The sequence below is a fragment of the Flavobacterium sp. 2755 genome, from assembly GCF_031455715.1.
Lineage (GTDB): Bacteria > Bacteroidota > Bacteroidia > Flavobacteriales > Flavobacteriaceae > Flavobacterium.
Genome location: NZ_JAVDTG010000004.1, coordinates 333190 through 350183 on the forward strand (window position 1 = coordinate 333190; position 16994 = coordinate 350183).

13 protein-coding genes are annotated in these 16994 nt (G+C 34.5%); 7 read left to right on the forward strand and 6 right to left on the reverse strand.

What is annotated here, in order from left to right; genetic code table 11:
• Positions 1-35: 35 nt before the first annotated feature.
• The 3 genes from J2Y38_RS11715 to J2Y38_RS11725 form a co-directional block, all read right to left on the reverse strand.
• Positions 36-1265, reverse strand: coding sequence for a PQQ-dependent sugar dehydrogenase (locus tag J2Y38_RS11715; RefSeq protein ID WP_309842610.1), 1230 nt, complete (start codon positions 1263-1265; stop codon positions 36-38).
• A 335-nt stretch (positions 1266-1600) separates the two neighbouring features.
• Complete coding sequence (locus J2Y38_RS11720) at positions 1601-3805, reverse strand: TonB-dependent receptor plug domain-containing protein (RefSeq protein WP_309842612.1); 2205 nt, start codon at positions 3803-3805, stop codon at positions 1601-1603.
• 270 nt (positions 3806-4075) lie between these two features.
• The gene (locus J2Y38_RS11725) at positions 4076-5089 is read right to left on the reverse strand and encodes a zinc-binding alcohol dehydrogenase family protein (RefSeq protein ID WP_309842615.1); all 1014 of its coding nucleotides are present in this window, start codon (positions 5087-5089) and stop codon (positions 4076-4078) included.
• 271 nt (positions 5090-5360) lie between these two features.
• Here J2Y38_RS11725 and J2Y38_RS11730 point away from each other — a divergent pair, with 271 nt between their 5' ends.
• From J2Y38_RS11730 to J2Y38_RS11745, 4 genes are all read left to right on the forward strand, one after another.
• A complete protein-coding gene (locus tag J2Y38_RS11730) occupies positions 5361-5921 on the forward strand; it encodes a GNAT family N-acetyltransferase (protein ID WP_309842616.1) in 561 nt (186 codons plus the stop codon).
• 51 nt (positions 5922-5972) lie between these two features.
• A complete protein-coding gene (locus J2Y38_RS11735; RefSeq protein ID WP_073481847.1) occupies positions 5973-6842 on the forward strand; it encodes an AraC family transcriptional regulator in 870 nt (289 codons plus the stop codon).
• A 79-nt stretch (positions 6843-6921) separates the two neighbouring features.
• Positions 6922-7971 (forward strand): alpha/beta hydrolase, encoded by a 1050-nt coding sequence (locus J2Y38_RS11740; protein WP_309842619.1) that lies wholly within the window; start codon positions 6922-6924, stop codon positions 7969-7971.
• A 371-nt stretch (positions 7972-8342) separates the two neighbouring features.
• Positions 8343-8777: a DoxX family protein gene (locus J2Y38_RS11745; RefSeq protein ID WP_309842621.1), complete on the forward strand. Its 435-nt coding sequence runs from the start codon at positions 8343-8345 to the stop codon at positions 8775-8777.
• Between the two features lie 354 nt (positions 8778-9131).
• Here J2Y38_RS11745 and J2Y38_RS11750 read toward each other — a convergent pair whose 3' ends face one another.
• Positions 9132-9524: a hypothetical protein gene (locus tag J2Y38_RS11750; RefSeq protein ID WP_309842622.1), complete on the reverse strand. Its 393-nt coding sequence runs from the start codon at positions 9522-9524 to the stop codon at positions 9132-9134.
• A gap of 83 nt (positions 9525-9607) precedes the next feature.
• The gene (locus tag J2Y38_RS11755; protein WP_309842623.1) at positions 9608-11536 is read right to left on the reverse strand and encodes a tetratricopeptide repeat protein; all 1929 of its coding nucleotides are present in this window, start codon (positions 11534-11536) and stop codon (positions 9608-9610) included.
• A gap of 242 nt (positions 11537-11778) precedes the next feature.
• Between J2Y38_RS11755 and J2Y38_RS11760 the strand changes: the two genes are divergently transcribed.
• The 3 genes from J2Y38_RS11760 (at position 11779) to J2Y38_RS11770 (ending at position 14202) form a co-directional block, all read left to right on the forward strand.
• Entirely contained in the window at positions 11779-12615 is an 837-nt protein-coding gene (locus J2Y38_RS11760; RefSeq protein WP_073481851.1) for a sulfite exporter TauE/SafE family protein, read from the forward strand.
• Positions 12602-13009, forward strand: coding sequence for a DUF1634 domain-containing protein (locus tag J2Y38_RS11765; RefSeq protein ID WP_309842626.1), 408 nt, complete (start codon positions 12602-12604; stop codon positions 13007-13009). The genes J2Y38_RS11760 and J2Y38_RS11765 overlap by 14 nt, the downstream gene beginning before the upstream one ends.
• A gap of 170 nt (positions 13010-13179) precedes the next feature.
• The gene (locus J2Y38_RS11770) at positions 13180-14202 is read left to right on the forward strand and encodes an LLM class flavin-dependent oxidoreductase (protein ID WP_309842629.1); all 1023 of its coding nucleotides are present in this window, start codon (positions 13180-13182) and stop codon (positions 14200-14202) included.
• A 247-nt stretch (positions 14203-14449) separates the two neighbouring features.
• Here J2Y38_RS11770 and J2Y38_RS11775 read toward each other — a convergent pair whose 3' ends face one another.
• Entirely contained in the window at positions 14450-16876 is a 2427-nt protein-coding gene (locus tag J2Y38_RS11775) for a TonB-dependent receptor (RefSeq protein WP_309842632.1), read from the reverse strand.
• Positions 16877-16994: the final 118 nt, after the last annotated feature.

The following is a 16994-nucleotide window of genomic DNA, read 5'->3' on the forward strand; positions in this document are numbered from 1 at the left end:
GCACCGTCTTATAATTCACAATTAATAATTAACCATTATTTTTTGTCTATTTTATAAAGTCTTCCCTGATCTGTTACCGCATACAAAGCGCCATCAGCACCTTGTGTAATATCTCTAAAACGCTGGCCTTCGCCTGCTAATAATCTTTCTTCACCAACCACTTTATTATCTCTAATGACAAGTCGGGCAATATGCGTAGCACTTAATGAACCTATGAAAAGATTATTTTCCCATTCCGGCACACGATTTCCTGAGTAGAAAGTCATGCCGCTAGGAGAAATCACAGGATCCCAGTAATAAACCGGCTGTTCCATTCCTTCTTTTTGCTGAATGGCATCGCCAATAGGCTGTCCGCTGTATTCAATTCCGTATGTGATTGTTGGCCATCCATAATTTGTTCCGGCTTTCAAACGGTTGATTTCGTCACCGCCTCTTGGTCCGTGTTCACTTTCCCAGATTTCTTTTGTAACCGGATGCATAGCAAGACCTTGTGGATTTCTGTGTCCGTATGTAAATATTTCAGGTAAAGCATTTGCACCGCCAAAAGTTGGATTTCCTGCTGCGGGCTGTCCGTCTTTAGTAATTCTGACTACTTTTCCAAGACTTGCCGTTAAGGATTGTGCCAAAGGTCTGGTTTGCAATACAGAACGTTCTCCCGTACTTACGACAAGATTTCCGGTTTGATCAAACAGAATTCTTCCCCCATAATGCAAATCACTAGGATTAGCAGGACTTGAACGATAAATTACCGTTGCGTTTTCTATAGTTTTTTCATCGTTTGAAAGTTTTCCTTTTGCAACAGCAGAAATATTTCCTCCTGTTACGGCTTCAGAAAATACCCAGTAAATCATTTTATTGGTTGCATAATCAGGATCAAGGCATAAACCTAATAAACCTCCCTGATTCGCAGGATTTACGGCAGGTAAACCTGTAATTGGTGCGCTCACTACTCCGGCAGTTGTCACTATACGCAATGTTCCTGTTGTTTTTTGAGTAACCAAAAGTCGGCCGTCAGGAAGTACTTTCACGCCCCACGGACTTGTAAGTGCCGATGTAATGATTTCAGATTTAAATTCTGTATTCGTAGTCATACCGCTAATTCTGGTTTGTCCGGAAAAAGCAGGTTTATATTGGGTATTTGCAGGATTTGTTTCTACAGGTTTTGTTACGGTTCCGCCTCCATTTTCAGGATCATCATCGTTGTTGTTACAGCTAAAGGCAAATAATGCACTCGAAAGAATCAAAATGTACTTTAAATTTTTCATCGTAGATATTTATTAAATTAATTTGGGTTATAGCCACAAATATCAAAAATTAAAGACAAAAAATTTTATATAATTTAAGGTAAGACTTACAGAATTCTTATTGTAAAAACTTTGTATTTGGCTCTATCACTATCATTCCATAGGAATGTTTCGTTGGTAGAAAAAAATAATTGTCCGGGTTTACGTTCCATAGGAACGTTTGATACGTTCGATTATTAAAAATGATGCCATAATCAAACGTTCCTACGGAACGTAAATAATAATAACATAATATTTTCTACCGACGAGATGTTCCTACGGAACATAGAATATTATACAAATATTTTTGGCATAACCTACCAGCTATATTTCAATATCAATCTGGCATTAAATGGTGTTCCTGCCGTAAAGTGAATTTCTTCTACAGGATCTGTTTCATTTGCCAGACGAGATTCTGTCAAGAATTGTGTTTCCTTCCATTTTGTATTAAAAATATTGTCGATGTTTACGCCAATCGATACTTTTTTAATTTGATAATTTACAGAGAAATCCGTGATGCAATATCCTTTTGCCACAACCGAATTATCTTCATTCGCCGGACGATCTCCCAAAAATCTAGTTCTTAAACTTCCTGAAAATCCTTTTAAATCCTTTACCGAAAAACCATTCATTAAAGTATGAACCGGAGCAAGCGGTAAATAATCATTTCCTTTTGGTTCGTCAATCGATCTTGCGTGTGTATACGTATAATCGGTGTTCCAGAATAACCAGTTCGTTAATTGATATCTAAAACCAAAATCAAAACCTTTACGTTCTGTTTTTCCGCTTGGTTCAACAACCGCTTCGTCGCCCACATACACAAATTCCTGCGCTAAATACAAATACCAAATGGCTGAATTTACAATCATTCTTGGAAACGGTTTCCAGTTAATTCCTAAATCGGCACCGTAGGTTTCAGGCAGGATTTTTTCTCCTTTTTGCGCTACAACTACGCGTGTATCATTACTGTGAAATCCTTTTCCTAATTTTAAAAAGTATTGAAGTTTATCATTTTGAGTATAAAGGAAATTCAGTTTTGGGCTTACAATCGCTTTTGTCTGCGTTTGATTGGTGTAAGTTGAAGCCAGTTGATCTTCATATCCAAACTTAAAATAATCCAATCGCAAACCTCCATTTATTAACCATTTTCCAGATGTAAAATCTAAACTACTATAAGAAAACAAATTTGTTTGGTTTACGTTTCCTAAACTCAAATATTCTAAAACTGTTTTTCTATTTAAAGTATGCGATAACTCTACATCTTTATTATTGTCATTTCGTAATCCTGCTCCTAATTTAAAAAGCCATTTCTCGCTGAACTTCTCATTATATTCTGACTGAAAACCAACAATGGTTCTGTTTTCTTTTTGTTTGATTTGATCGCCGTTTACAGGATCATTCAGGAAAAAAGTAAAATTCGAATACAATTCAAAATCATATTTACTCAAATAAGCTGTGTTTTTAATATGCGTGTTTTCGTCAATTTTGGCGTCATATTGCAAGTTGAAATTCGTTCTTCCGGTATTTCCGCCTTCGTTTGGATCAATCGCTCCATAATGCGAAATGGTTCCGTCGTTTACCGCACGATCCGGAATTTGTCCGCTTGCATCCCATTGGCTTTTAAAATGCGAAACAGCAATTGCCAGTTTATCTCCGTTATTCATTTTTGCAGCATATTTTCCAAACAAATTAATTCGGTTAAAGTTTTGCGGCGCATCAAAATAACCATCGGTCATCATGTATTCTCCCGCAAAATATGCCGATTGATTTTCTTTATTCAGTAAATTGAACAAAGCCACGGTGCGAAAAGTATCAAATTGTCCGCCTTCAAAAGAAAGTGAACTGTTTTGCAACGCATTTTTAGTATTAAAACCAACATACCCTGCGGTTGTAAAATCGCCTTTATCTACAAAATAAGATCCTTTATCAAAATCGATATTGTCTACCGTTTCCGGAATTACAAAATGAAGATCAGCGTAGCCTTGTCCGTGAGCGTGCGAAACCATATTCACCGGCATTCCGTCAACCGAAACATTAATATCCGTTCCGTGATCGCAGTCAAAACCTCTTAAAAAAATCTGTTCTGCTTTTCCTCCGCCCGCGTGCTGGCCAATAAAAAGTCCCGGAACTTTTCGCAATAAATCCTGAGAATTAGATACGGGCTGAATTTCTAAATCTATTTTTGAAATGGTATTAAGATATTTCAAATTGTTGGTGATCGTAACTTCTTCCAGTAAAAAAGGTTTTTCTTCTAATTGAATAGATAGATTTTCATTTGATAAAAGCTTTATTTTCTGCGTAATAAATCCTTGTTTTGAAATTTGAAGACTGTCATCAATTTTAGTTTCTTCTAAAGTAAATTTTCCGTTTATATCCGTGTGGGCATGTGTTTTAGAAATTAAATTCCGAATCAAAACATCAGATAATGGTTTTCCGTTTGCACCATTTACAGTTCCCGAAACTGCTTGTGATTTTGCCGAAAAAGAAAGGATAAAAAGAGAGAAAATAAATAAGAATCGCATGTAGTAAGTTTTGGTATTGGATCGCAAAAATACTATTCTAAGTTTTGGAATGCAATTAATTTTAAACACATAGGAACATAGCTTTTCTTTGTGTGTAAAGGCGTTTTACTTGTTTTTAATACACATAGCTATGTGTGAAAAAACGAGTTTTTTTTTAATATCCTCTTTTCAAGAATTAAAAAAATCTATGTTTCTATGTGTTTAAATAAAACTTCTGCAAACAAAAAATCCCATTATAAAATGGGATTTCTTTGCTTTTAAAAAATGCAATTAATATTTAATAGCAATTTTACCAATCGTTTTTCCAGATTCTAAAAGTTGATGTGCTTTTTTAAGATTCTCCGCAGAAAGCCCTTTATAAGTTTCCTTTAAAGTTGTTTTTAAAACGCCTTCGTCTAGTAAATCGGCGATTTTATTTAAAATATGATGCTGTTCAATCATATCTTCGGTTTGAAACATCGAACGTGTGTACATCAATTCCCATGAAAAGGAAACACTTTTACCTTTCAGTTTATTTAAAACGACAGGTTCTGCACTTCCGGTAATAGAAGCAATATGCCCTTGAGGTTTAATCAGTTCCGCCATAATATCCCAATACGCATTCGTATCAACAAAATCTAAAATAAAATCTACATGCTGAAAACCAGCTTCTCTAACCGAAGCAACTAAATCTTTATGATCAACCACAAAATCAGCTCCTTGTTGTTTACACCATTTTACTGTTTCCGGACGCGAAGCCGTTGCAATAACAGTTAATCCTGCAATTTTCTTTGCTAACTGAATAGCGATTGAGCCAACGCCGCCGGCACCTCCGATAATTAAAATAGATTTTCCTTTGTCTTTCTCAGGATTGATTCTGATTCTGTCAAAAAGAATTTCCCAGGCTGTTAAACCGGTTAACGGAATCACGGCAGCTTCTGCATTGGTTAATGATGTTGGTTTATTGCCTACAATTCTTTCATCAACAATTTGAAATTCGGCATTGCTTCCTTGTTTGGTTAAATCTCCTGCGTAATAAACCGGATCTCCAACTTCAAACAAAGTTACTTTTTCTCCAACTGCCTGCACAATTCCTACGGCATCCCAGCCAATAATTTTTGGGTTTTCCAGAACGGTATCTTTTGCAGCACTCTGGCGAATTTTAAAATCTACCGGATTTACGGAAATGGCATCAATTTTTACTAATAAATCGTGCGCTCCGTGTATTGGTTTTGCAGTTTCAAATTCTATAAAACTGTCTTTTTCTTCTATGGGTAATGATGATTTGAATCCTATTGCTTTCATCGTTTTTTAAATTTTGGTTTAAAATATACTAACAAAGATACGTGCTGTTTGAATCTTATAACTTGTATATTTTTATTTTATATTGGTACAAATTCAGCAATTTGAAAAGGTGCTGAGATGCTAAGTTACTAAGGTGCTGAGTTTTTTATTTCACGCAGATTTTGCAAATTTAGGCAGATTAAAAAAGATCTGCGTTTATCTGCTTAAATCTCTTTTAAATCTGCGTGAAAACATTTTTAAAAAGTAAATTTGCTATAAAATCTCTTCAAAAATGAATATCCGTAAAGCCAATATACCCGATTCAAAACAAATTGCTCCTATATTATTACTGGCAATGGAAGATCTCATTTACAAGTTTATTGCTAAAAAAGATTACGCTGCTGCGAAAGACTTTCTGCAGTATTTTGTGGAAAGAGAAAACAATCAATATTCCTATCAAAATTGTTTTGTGGCTGAAGCCGATAACGAAATTATTGGTGCCGTAAACATTTATAACGGCGCTGATTTAGAAGCTTTACGAATGCCAATTGTAGAATATGTAAGAGCAAATTTTAATCCTGAATTTGATCCCGAATTCGAAACCCGCGCAGGAGAATTTTATATTGATACATTGGGCGTAAATCCTAATCAACAGGGAAAAGGAATTGGTTCTAAATTACTTTTGTTTCTGATTGATGAATATGTTCATAAGAATAATGAGACTTTAGGATTATTGGTTGATGAAGATAATCCGCTGGCGAAAAATCTTTACTTGAAAATTGGATTTAAAGTTGTGGGCGAAAAAACTTTGGTTGGGAAAAAGCTTGATCATCTTCAAATAAGTCCGAATTAAATTTCGGCTCTGCCAAAGAAAATTAGTATTTTTAAACCAAAACCGCTTATAATGAACCACCAAATATTTGAATCTAATTATAAAAAACTGGGATTTTTAATTCTGAATCCCGAAACTGTTGAGGAAATTAATGGTGATGATTACAAAGCTTATATTAAGGTATTGTATTTACCCGAAGGTTATGAAATAACAATTGACTTTAAACAATACAAAACGTCAAGTCCTTCTTTGTTTTTTATAAACAGCAATCAATATTTACAGATTAATAAGGAAGGAAAAAAGCAGGGTTATTTTATGTATTATAACCGTGACTTTTATTGCGTGCAGATTCATGATGCCGAGGTTGCCTGCGACGGTTTGTTATTCAATAATATTTTTGAAATGCCAATGACAACTTTACCTGATAAAGAGGTTTTATTTGTTGAAGGCATTTACAATCAGATTCAGCAGGAATTTGACGCTCCCGATTCTTCTCAGGAAGAAATGATCCGCACGTATTTAAAGCAGCTTATTATTAAAGCAACCCGAATCTGGAAAATACAGCAATTGGGAGTTTTAAACGATGAACCTTCTAAGGAAATGGATTTCTTTAGGGATTTTAGCCGTTTGGTCGAAATTCATTTCAGAACCAAACATACCGTTGCCGATTATGCTGATATTTTAGGTCTTGCGCCCAAAACACTTTCGAATAAATTCAATCGTTTAGAGCTTTCTCAGCCTAACGATATTATTAAAGACCGCATTATTTTGGAAGCTAAAAGGCTTTTGGGTTATTCTTCCTTAAGCGTAAAAGAGATTGCTTACCAGCTCGGATATGAAGATCCGGCTTATTTTAACCGACTTTTTACCAATAAAGTTGGCGATACTCCATCCAATTTCAAGAAAAAATACCTTCAAGGGAAAAATGTACAATTAGAATAGACTTTTGTCTATTTTTACAGCCTTATTACCGCCATATCTTTGTCCTATCAAATTATAAATAATTAAAAAGACAAATGATATGAAAACTATTAAAGTATTACAACAGGGTTTATTTATTGCAGCATTGTTAATCGTAAATACAATTGCTTCTGCACAAGAAAGACAATTTAAAGGGCAAAATGACCCTGAAATTTTTACAGAAGTCAGAGGCTTTTTAAACGCATTAAATTCTGGTGACGGAAAACCTTTGGAACAATTATCTGTTACAGATGCACGTAACGTTTTAGTTGGGGCACAAAAATCAGTTGAAGTTGATTATTCTGGTATCGAAGAATCTGAAAGAGTAATTTCTCAAAACGGTTTAAAAGTAAAAATTCATATTACAAAACCTAAAGGTGCTAAAGCAAATGCTCCGGTATTTATCTTTATTCACGGCGGCGGATGGGTTTTAGGAGATTATCCAACTCACAGAAGATTAGTTCGAGATTTGGTTGTGGAAAGTGGTGCTGTTGCTGTTTTCCCAGATTATACTCCTTCTCCTGAAGCTCAATATCCTGTGGCGATTAATGAAATTTACGCCGCGACTCAATGGGTAGCCGAAAACGGAAAAGAAATTGGTGCAAATGGTAAAAACCTGGCTGTTGTAGGGAATAGTGTTGGTGGAAATATGACGGCTGCGATTACTTTAATGGCAAAAGATAAAAAAGGTCCTCATATTAAATTACAAGTTTTATTATGGCCTGTAACGGATGCTAATTTTGAAACTGAATCTTATAATTTATATGCTAACGGACGTTTCCTGACTAAAAATATGATGAAATGGTTTTGGGATAATTACTTGCCAGATGCTTCAAAAAGAACAGAAAAATATGCTTCTCCTTTACAAGCAAGTTTAGCAGAATTGAAAGACTTACCTCCTGCTTTAGTTCAGACTGCTGAAAATGATGTTTTAAGAGATGAAGGTGAAGCGTATGCGAGAAAATTAAACGAAGCCGGGGTTCCTGTAACTTTAACAAGATACAACGGATTGATTCACGATTACGGACTTTTAAATCCAATTGCAAATGTTCCGGCGATTCAAACTGCAATTCAACAAGCTGCGGTTGTCATTAAAACTACATTAAAATAAGAATCCAGATATTTGAAAACAAAAAGGGATAGAATTAATTTTCTATCCCTTTTTCACTTTACTAATACTTAAAATAGAAGTCTATTTTAAAAAGAAGTTGCTGATGATTACGTTCCAAGTTAATTTACAGAACTTCTAAAAATAAAAACAAAAAATCCTGAGGCAAATGTAGAATTTCATTCAGCAGTAAAAATCATTAGAAATGATGATTTCTCATTAAAAAGCCTTGAAAAAAAGCAATATCAATTGTGAATTCTTCTTTTTAAACAATTTGAAGCTTAGAATATCGTTATAAAAATGATTTGCCAGCTTTTTTTAGTTGGAAAAGCATTCGTTTAATCCCCCAATTTGACAAACAAATAATACACAGAATGAAAAACATAACAATATTAGAAGCAGGTTTAGTTTTAAGGATAGTTTTAGGAATTACAATGTTATCAGCAGTTGCTGACCGATTTGGACTTTGGGGTGCGCCAGGTTCTAATGGTGTTGCGTGGGGAAACTGGGAAAATTTTGTTCTTTATACGCAGACACTTAATTCTTTTGCGAGTAAATCGACTGCCGAAGTTTTGGGAGCAATTGCAACGGGTTTCGAAATCCTGTTTTCTATCTTATTAATCTTTGGATTTAAAACCAGAATCGCCGCTTTGGGAACTTCTTTTTTAATGTTGGTTTTTGCAATTGCAATGGCGATTTCTGTTTCGGTAAAAGCGCCTTTTGATTATTCTGTTTTGACAAGTGCGGCGGCGGCTTTATTGCTTTCTACAATTGGTAAAACTGCTTTTGCGGCTGATAATAAAATATAATATTCATTTTTTTTTTAAACACATAGAAACATAGATTTTTTTATTCTTGGAAAGAGAAGATTAAAAAAAACTCGTTTTTTCACACATAACTCTCAAAGTTTGTCATTCCGAGGAACGAGGAATCTTCATAAGTAGCTCCGCATAGAGAATCGCCAATCTTTGTAGAGTTTCTTACGAAGATTCCTCGTTCCTCGGAATGACAAGATTGTGCAAATTATGTTTGTTTAAACAAGTGAAACGCCTTTACACACAAAGAAAAACTATGTTTCTATATGTTTAAAAACATAAAAAACGAAAACGAGATAGAATACTCTACCTCGTTTTGCCCCACAAAATATTTAAAAACACCAATACCTACAAAAGTGTTTCTACATAGTTTGCAATTTGAGAATCGGTTTGAGAATTAAAAGAAGACTGCACCAATTGGACGGTTAAAAACAAGGTGTCATCTTTTAATTCCATTTTAACGTCATCATTATTTTCAGAATTTGTTAAGTGTATGGTGCTCAGTTTTTCCTGCAGCGCTTCTTTCCCCATATCATCAGAACAGATTTTTTTTACGAAAGATTCTACGTCGTCAAAAACAATATCCAGTCTTGATAAAGGATATTGGTCATAAGCTGTAAAAGTATTCCAGTCAATATCTACTTTAATATCATAACCCGCTCTTTCTTTTAATTTTGCTTCAAAAGCCGGAAGTTTTTCTACTTTAATCGATTCTGCTAAACGTTTTTCTGCTAATCCCATATTTAATTTAATTGATTAATTATTGGGGCAAATTTATCTTCCGCATTTTTATCTGGCATCACTATTTATAGTGATTTTGATTTCTAATTTATGACTGATTTATCCGAATCAATTTTGCCTTTATTCGTTATAATTTCGGTTAACATCTCCGATTCATATCCCATCATTTTAGCTCTTCTGGCTTCTTTTAAAGCTTTTTCGGGCTGTTTTAATTTATAATACATTTCCCCAAGATTACACACAAAAATGGGTTCTTTCGGATTTATTTCGATTGCTTTTTCAAAGTACGGCAGCGATTCTTCATAGCGAAGTTCTCTATCTAAAATACATCCGTAATTGTTGTAGATAAGGGCATTTACGGGCGGTTCGTGCTGTGTTTTTGCAAAATAATATTGTCTTTTCTTAAAGCAGGCTTCAAAACCTTTGGTATACCATAATATTCTGGTTTCAAGAAAATAAGCCGAAGCATATTGGTGATCTATAAGCAATAAAGCATTGCATGTTTTTTGTGCTTCCTCATAATTTTTGGCAAAAACAAAATCCCAGCCTTCTTTTAAAAGTGCTCTTTTGGTTTCGTCTTCTTTTTTCTCCAGCTGTTCGTCGTCTATTTCTTTTTTTCGGTATTCGTCTATTTCAATTTCCCAGCCTGTAAAAACTAACTTTTTATTATTTCCAATTACTGTAAAAATTAAATCTTTTGCCGCAGCATCTTTAAAATCAAGAGAAAACAAAACCTGGTTTTCTGAACCCGCTGCCAGAACTTCTTCAATTTTGTGGTTCAATTTCTGAGTATCAATATGTACTCTCATCCAGGTTCGTAAATAAGAACCTCTATGCACAAAAATGACTTTTCTGGGCAAATGTCTTAAAGCCGGTTCTGCAATAGCTTCTTTTTCTATTTTATAATATTTAAAATAATTGTCGTTTATTTCGAGATAATTGCGTTGGTCTAAACCTTCAAATTCTAAATTCCAAACTACTAGTTTATCTTTTAATTCGAAACGTTCCTGAATGTCATTGGAGTTTTTTATTCTTTCAATTAATTGAGAAAAATGTTCTTCGTTATTATAATAATTATGACAACGTCTATTTGCTATAATTTTTTCTTGTTTTTGTTCTTCAGTTATTTCAGCTTCATTATTGGCTTCAAAGTCCAGTAAAACCACATCATCGTTATATAATTTAAAGCTTCCGTTTTGGTATATATGAAGATAGATTCGCTTCGATTTTTTACCTCGAATGTTTTTGGGTTCATCTAACGGATATTTCTCTTCTTCAAGCTCTAATTTATCCATAGGAAACGGAACATCTATTTTATAATACCGATCTTCAACTATAGAAAACCATGACATTTGAAAACGGTCTGCATCAAACGGAATATGAATTAAGCTTGAAAAAGCAGATTGGTTTAAATGATAATATTTTGATTGTGTTTCCATTTCTGAAAGTTCTTCTTCAGAATAAAAACAAATATTATTTTCCAGTTTTACATCTGAAATTATCTTTTTTGAAGAATTAACAAATGCAATCGAATCGATATACATTAAAAGTTCGCGATCATGATAAACGCTAAAAGTGGCTTTAAAATAAGTACTGGCCAGATTGACTTGTGCGTAATGATTTGAGCCAAAATAATGTATATAATAAACCAAAGGAGCGCCAAGCAAAACCAACAGCCAAATGGAAAAATACAATCCGTTAAAAGTTCCTTTTTTTTGATAAGTTACCAAAGCATAAATGCCATAATCTACAAAAAGCAAAAATGCTGTTACCATTACAAATCCGAACAAAAATTCCAGAGAGATACTGGTTCGGGATCTTCCATAATAATGAAAATAAAAATAACCGCACCACGCAATGGCAGCATTAAAAAACACAGCGAAACCAAGTCCGATAAAATACAATAGAAAATAACTTATAAGCGCGGCAACAAACAATAACCCGACAGGAAAGAAAATTTCGCCGCTAAAATAAACGGGATCAACTCTTTTATAAGAACGGTAATTTTTCATGACTTTTATTCTTCAATTTTAAAACCGCAAATGTAGAAGTTCGTTATAGTGGAGAAGTCATTATAAATGATGATTTTTTTTATTGTGAGATGTTAATTGTGAGATGTAAGATGTGAATGGTAAATGATAGCTGCATCTCACATTTCACGATTGACATTTCACATCTAAAACATTTTTAAGGTATATTTAAGTTCACGAACAAATATGTATTCGTAAATTAGCATCAAACAAAATTTATCTTAATGACAGTACTTACTTTTACCCTGATAATGCTGCTTGGTGCTTTTTTAGCAGGCTTTATTGGTTCATTATCAGGCTTGGGCGGTGGTATAATTATTATTCCGCTTCTAACAATTATTCTTGGTGTTGATATTCATTATGCAATTGGAGCCGCTTTGGTTTCAGTAATTGCGACTTCTTCGGGTTCGGCGGCGGCTTATGTTAAGGAAGGAATTACCAATATGCGCCTCGGCATTTTTCTTGAAATAGCTACAACAATCGGGGCCGTTTGCGGTGCTTTACTTTCTACCATTGCTCCAACTTCATTTATCGCTGTTTTATTCGGACTTACCTTGATTTTTTCGGCTATAAATTCGCTTCGCAAAAAAGAAGAACATATTGTTTTAGAATCAAGTCCGCTGGCTAAAAGCTTAAAACTTCAGGGAACTTATCCAACGCACGACGGACAAGTGGTAAGCTACGGAACTAAAAATGTTATTGGCGGTTTCAGTATGATGGGAATTGCCGGAATGATGTCTGGTTTACTGGGGATTGGTTCTGGTGCTTTTAAAGTTATTGCTATGGATAATATTATGCGAATTCCGTTTAAAGTTTCTACCACAACCAGTAATTTTATGATGGGTGTTACGGCAATGGCGAGTTCTGTAATTTACATTCAAAAAGGATATATCGAACCGGGAATTTGTATGCCGGTTGTTATTGGCGTTTTGTTTGGCGCAATGGCAGGAGCAAAAATTTTGGTTAGAACGAATCCTAAAAAACTTAGAATATTTTTTGCCTGTTTAATTTTTGTGTTAGCAGTTAATATGATTTATAATGGACTTAATGGAAAAATCTAAAGTTATGACGCACGAAAAATTTGGAGAAAAAGATTTTCAAACCATTATTGGAAACTTATTACGCTATGGCGTTTGGATTTCATTATCAGTAGCTTTTATTGGCGGAATCGTTTATTTATTGCACCACGGAAATGACATTGAAGATTATTCTGTTTTTAAGGAAAATGACCGAAATATATTTGAAGTAATTTCGTCGGTTGTTAATGGTGTAATTTCGGGAAGTGGTGAATTTTTAATCTTCTTCGGAATCATATTATTGTTTTTAACGCCTGTTTTCAGGGTTTTACTTTCTCTTTTCTCTTTTTTAATCGAGAAAGATTATTTATATGTTGTTATCACACTGATTGTTATTCTGATTATTATAACCAGTATTTCATTTGGGTTCTCACATTGATCGGCTGTAGGCTTTAAGCTGTAAGCTATAGGCTTTCCCAAAAAAGCTTAAAGCCTATTGTCTAAAGCTTAAAGCAAAAAAAATATTACTATACGCTTTATGCTGTAAGTTATACGCTTTTCAAAAAGCTTAAAGCCTACTGCCTAAAGCCTAAAGCTTTAAAAAAATTTATGGAAATAGGAATTGATAGTTTTGCTTCGGCAATGTACGGCGACAACAATACTTTGAGCAGTGTTGACGCGATGGAACAACTGCTGCAGAGAATTGAGTTTGCAGATCAGGTTGGATTGGATGTTTTTGGTATTGGGGAACATCATAAAAAAGAATTTCTGGATTCGGCAACAGCGGTAATTTTGAGTGCGGCTGCGGCTCGAACAAAAAATATTCGTTTGGCAAGTGCGGTAACAGTTTTAAGTGCTGCAGATCCTGTACGAGTTTATCAAAGTTTTGCCACTTTAGATTTAATTTCAAAAGGAAGAGCCGAAATTGTTGTGGGGCGTGGATCTGCTATTGAAGCTTATCCTCTTTTTGGATATGATCTTAAAGATTATGATGCACTTTTTAAGGAAAAACTCGAATTGCTTTTGCAGGTTAGAGATAATGAGTTTATAACGTGGTACGGAAAATTTCGTCCCGAACTGAATAATCTTCCGGTTTATCCGAGAGCTTTACAGGAAAAAATGCCGATTTGGCTTGGCGTTGGCGGAACTCCGGAATCTTTTGTAAGAGCCGGAAGTTTGGGCTTACCTTTAATGGTTGCCGTTATTGGCGGACAAACACACCGTTTTAGACCTTTAATCGATTTGTATCGTGAAGCCGGAAAAGATGCTGGTTTTAAACCTCACGAATTAAAAGTCGGATTGCATTCGCCGGGATATGTTTCGAATACAACCGAAAAAGCTATCGAAGAATATTATCCGGGTTATGCTGAATTGTGGACAAAATTAGGATATGAGAGAGGCTGGCCTCCAGTAACAAAAGGTAAATTTGATGGATTAATTGATGATCTTGGTGTTTTAATTGTGGGAAGTCCGGAAAGAGCTGCAGAGAAAATTTTACGTCACAGTGAAGCACTTGGAGGTGTTGAAAGATTTACGTTCCAAATGGACAACGCGGGATTAACGCATTCTCAATTAATGAACGCCATAGAACTCATCGGAACAAAACTAATTCCTTTGATTAAGAAAGGGTAATACTTTGTGTGTTTTTTTTGGCCACAGATTACACAGATTAAACGGATTTTCACAGAGATTCTTTTAACATATCGAAAAAATAAAACTGTGTAAATCCGTTTAACCTGTCAAATCCGTGGGCAAATTTTCAAAAAAACTTTGAACCTTTGCCGCTCTGAACCTTTGAACTTATAAAAAAGAAAGCATCCGTTTTAGCGGATGCTTTCTTTTTTAATTGTAATTTTTCAACTAGAACAATTAAATATTTTTAGAATTTGTATGTTACGCCAAATCTGAAGTTTCTCGGTTGTTCTGTCTGCCAATAGTAAGCATTAATATTAGTTGAAGCATAATAAGAACCACTGTAAAGATATTTATCTAAAATATTAAATACATTCGCTGTAAATTTCATTTTTCCAATCTCATAAGATAAACCACCATCAAGTTTAAAATATTCTGGAAGTCTTTCGAGTCCAGCAGCCCAAGTATCTGTTTGTCTTCCTGCAAGGTATGTACCTCCAATAGACGCTCCAAATCCTTTTAACTTACCATTTACAAGAGTATAATTTAGCCATGCATTTGCAACATGTTTAGAGAAACCCGGTACAGTAGAACCTTGTATAATACTTGGAACATTAGAATCTGTAACTATAGATTCTGTAAAAGCATAATTTGCAATTAAATCAAGACCGTCAATGATTTTTCCTCTAAGATCAACTTCTATACCTTGTGCTCTTTTTTCTCCTAATACAACTTTAAATACATCATTAGGTCCATTAGTAGGATCAGAAGTCAATTCATTTTCTTTCAAAATTCTATAAGCAGCAACTGTAGTACTCCATGATCCGTCAAACCAATCTTTTTTAATTCCAAACTCGATATTATTTCCAGTAAGAGGTTTAATTGGATCTCCATTTTGAATAATTCCTGATTGAGGCGTAAAAGCCTGATCATACAATCCGTAAACCGATGTACTTGGCGTTATAGAATAACTAATACCAACACGAGGTGTAATGTGAGTATCTTCTTGAACATCACCCCAGTTTGTCTGATTAATCCATGTATATCTTGCCGCAAGAGTCAATCTCAATTTATTTTCAAAGAAACCTAATTCATCCTGAATGTAAGCAGCCGTATATTTTGAAATCATACCTCCAAAAGATCTCTCCTTAAGCGGCGTATCACGATCAAAAACAGGCAGTCCGTTTGACGGCAATCCGTAATTTGGTGCAAAAATATTAAACGGATTATCGAAAGTATCTAAATCATGTGATTGGTAAAAATCTGCATAGTATTCTTTATTTCCTGCATCTATTCCTCCTAATACTTTATGAGAAACAGGTCCTGTATTGAATTTACCATTAACAAAAATCTGTCCTAAAAACATGTCGCTTTCCGCATCCCAAATACCAACATTTCGTATAATTTCACCATACCTAAGAGTTCCGTCAGGTATCTCATCATAATCTAAATCCACTGGTCCGGGCCCCACGCCTGTTGGCCATGAGCTGTATCCTTTTTGCAGATATTTAAAATATGATGTTTGTGCAGTAAGTTTCCAGTTGTCATCAAATTTATGTTCAAATGTAAAATATCCACTGTGATCATTCATTTTTGTATCTGGCAGACCCGGCTGTGTCATAGTAAAATTTCTTGGCAAAGTTGCGTATCCTCCAGCGTCAGCTCCAAAAATATAATAAGAACCAACCTCAGTCATATTAGCCATTTGGTAGTTGTACTCTAAAGTAACTTTTGTTTTATCATCAATTTGATACGAAAGTACCGGAGCAATTACATAACGATCATTGTGTTCAAACGGTCTGTGAGAACCTTTCTTTTGAAAAGCAGCATTAAAACGATATAAAAACTTCCCTTCTTTATCAAATTTTCCATCAAGATCAATACTTGCTCTGTAAAAATCAAAACTTCCTGCCATAACAGTAGCTTCTCCTTTGGTAATCCCTGTTGGTTTTTTAGTCACAACATTATAAAGTCCGCTTGGATCACCACTCGAAAGCATAAATCCTGCTGGCCCTTTCACAAATTCGATATGATCCACAAAACTCATATCTTCTGTCAATGGTCCCCAAAAAGAAGTAACTACATTAAATCCGTTACGGAAAGCCTGGATTTGTGAACCACGCATTGTAATATTCGTATACATATCTCCCCAGTGTTCTAAGCGTACAGCACCACTCACATTACGAATCACTCCATCGCTCATACTGATAATCTGCTGGTCTTTTAAAGTTTGTCCGCTTACGATTTGAATATTCTGTGGGATTTCAAGTACCGGAGTCTGAAGACGTAATGATAATGAAGGTTTGTCTTGTTTGTATTTATTTTTTGTAATGACAACTTCATCAAGATCTTCCTGACTTTCAGAAAGTGTAAAGTTTTTGATAGTAGTCTGTTTTGCCGTTACTACGATTGTGTTTTCAACGGCATGAATTCCAACTGCACGAACACTAATAGTGTAAGAACCCGGTTTAACATTTTTAATTTCATATTGACCGTTGTCATTTGTAACTGCCGAATATCTTGTTCCTTTTAGAACTATTGAAACACCCGGCACTGGTTCGTTACCGCTTAAAGAAATCTTTCCGTTTACTTTTCCTAATTCCTGACTTATTGCATTTATTGAAGTCAAAAGAACCATCAAAAAACAAACTTTCTTAATGCTATTTATACTCATTTTAGTAATTATTTAAGTTTTGTTTGGCAAAAGTAAACGGTAATACTGGGTTTTCCAAATTATTTTTAATTATTCTAAATAAATATAAAATATTAAGATCGTTTAGTGATATTTTTAT

What these genes read in the sequence shown, in the direction of transcription:
- J2Y38_RS11715 (WP_309842610.1), bottom strand. Translation starts at nt 1,265, where the DNA reads ATGAAAAATTTAAAGTACATTTTGATTCTTTCGAGTGCATTATTTGCC.
- J2Y38_RS11720 (WP_309842612.1), bottom strand. Translation starts at nt 3,805, where the DNA reads ATGCGATTCTTATTTATTTTCTCTCTTTTTATCCTTTCTTTTTCGGCA.
- J2Y38_RS11725 (WP_309842615.1), bottom strand. Translation starts at nt 5,089, where the DNA reads ATGAAAGCAATAGGATTCAAATCATCATTACCCATAGAAGAAAAAGAC.
- J2Y38_RS11730 (WP_309842616.1), top strand. Translation starts at nt 5,361, where the DNA reads ATGAATATCCGTAAAGCCAATATACCCGATTCAAAACAAATTGCTCCT.
- J2Y38_RS11735 (WP_073481847.1), top strand. Translation starts at nt 5,973, where the DNA reads ATGAACCACCAAATATTTGAATCTAATTATAAAAAACTGGGATTTTTA.
- J2Y38_RS11740 (WP_309842619.1), top strand. Translation starts at nt 6,922, where the DNA reads ATGAAAACTATTAAAGTATTACAACAGGGTTTATTTATTGCAGCATTG.
- J2Y38_RS11745 (WP_309842621.1), top strand. Translation starts at nt 8,343, where the DNA reads ATGAAAAACATAACAATATTAGAAGCAGGTTTAGTTTTAAGGATAGTT.
- J2Y38_RS11750 (WP_309842622.1), bottom strand. Translation starts at nt 9,524, where the DNA reads ATGGGATTAGCAGAAAAACGTTTAGCAGAATCGATTAAAGTAGAAAAA.
- J2Y38_RS11755 (WP_309842623.1), bottom strand. Translation starts at nt 11,536, where the DNA reads ATGAAAAATTACCGTTCTTATAAAAGAGTTGATCCCGTTTATTTTAGC.
- J2Y38_RS11760 (WP_073481851.1), top strand. Translation starts at nt 11,779, where the DNA reads ATGACAGTACTTACTTTTACCCTGATAATGCTGCTTGGTGCTTTTTTA.
- J2Y38_RS11765 (WP_309842626.1), top strand. Translation starts at nt 12,602, where the DNA reads ATGGAAAAATCTAAAGTTATGACGCACGAAAAATTTGGAGAAAAAGAT.
- J2Y38_RS11770 (WP_309842629.1), top strand. Translation starts at nt 13,180, where the DNA reads ATGGAAATAGGAATTGATAGTTTTGCTTCGGCAATGTACGGCGACAAC.
- J2Y38_RS11775 (WP_309842632.1), bottom strand. Translation starts at nt 16,876, where the DNA reads ATGAGTATAAATAGCATTAAGAAAGTTTGTTTTTTGATGGTTCTTTTG.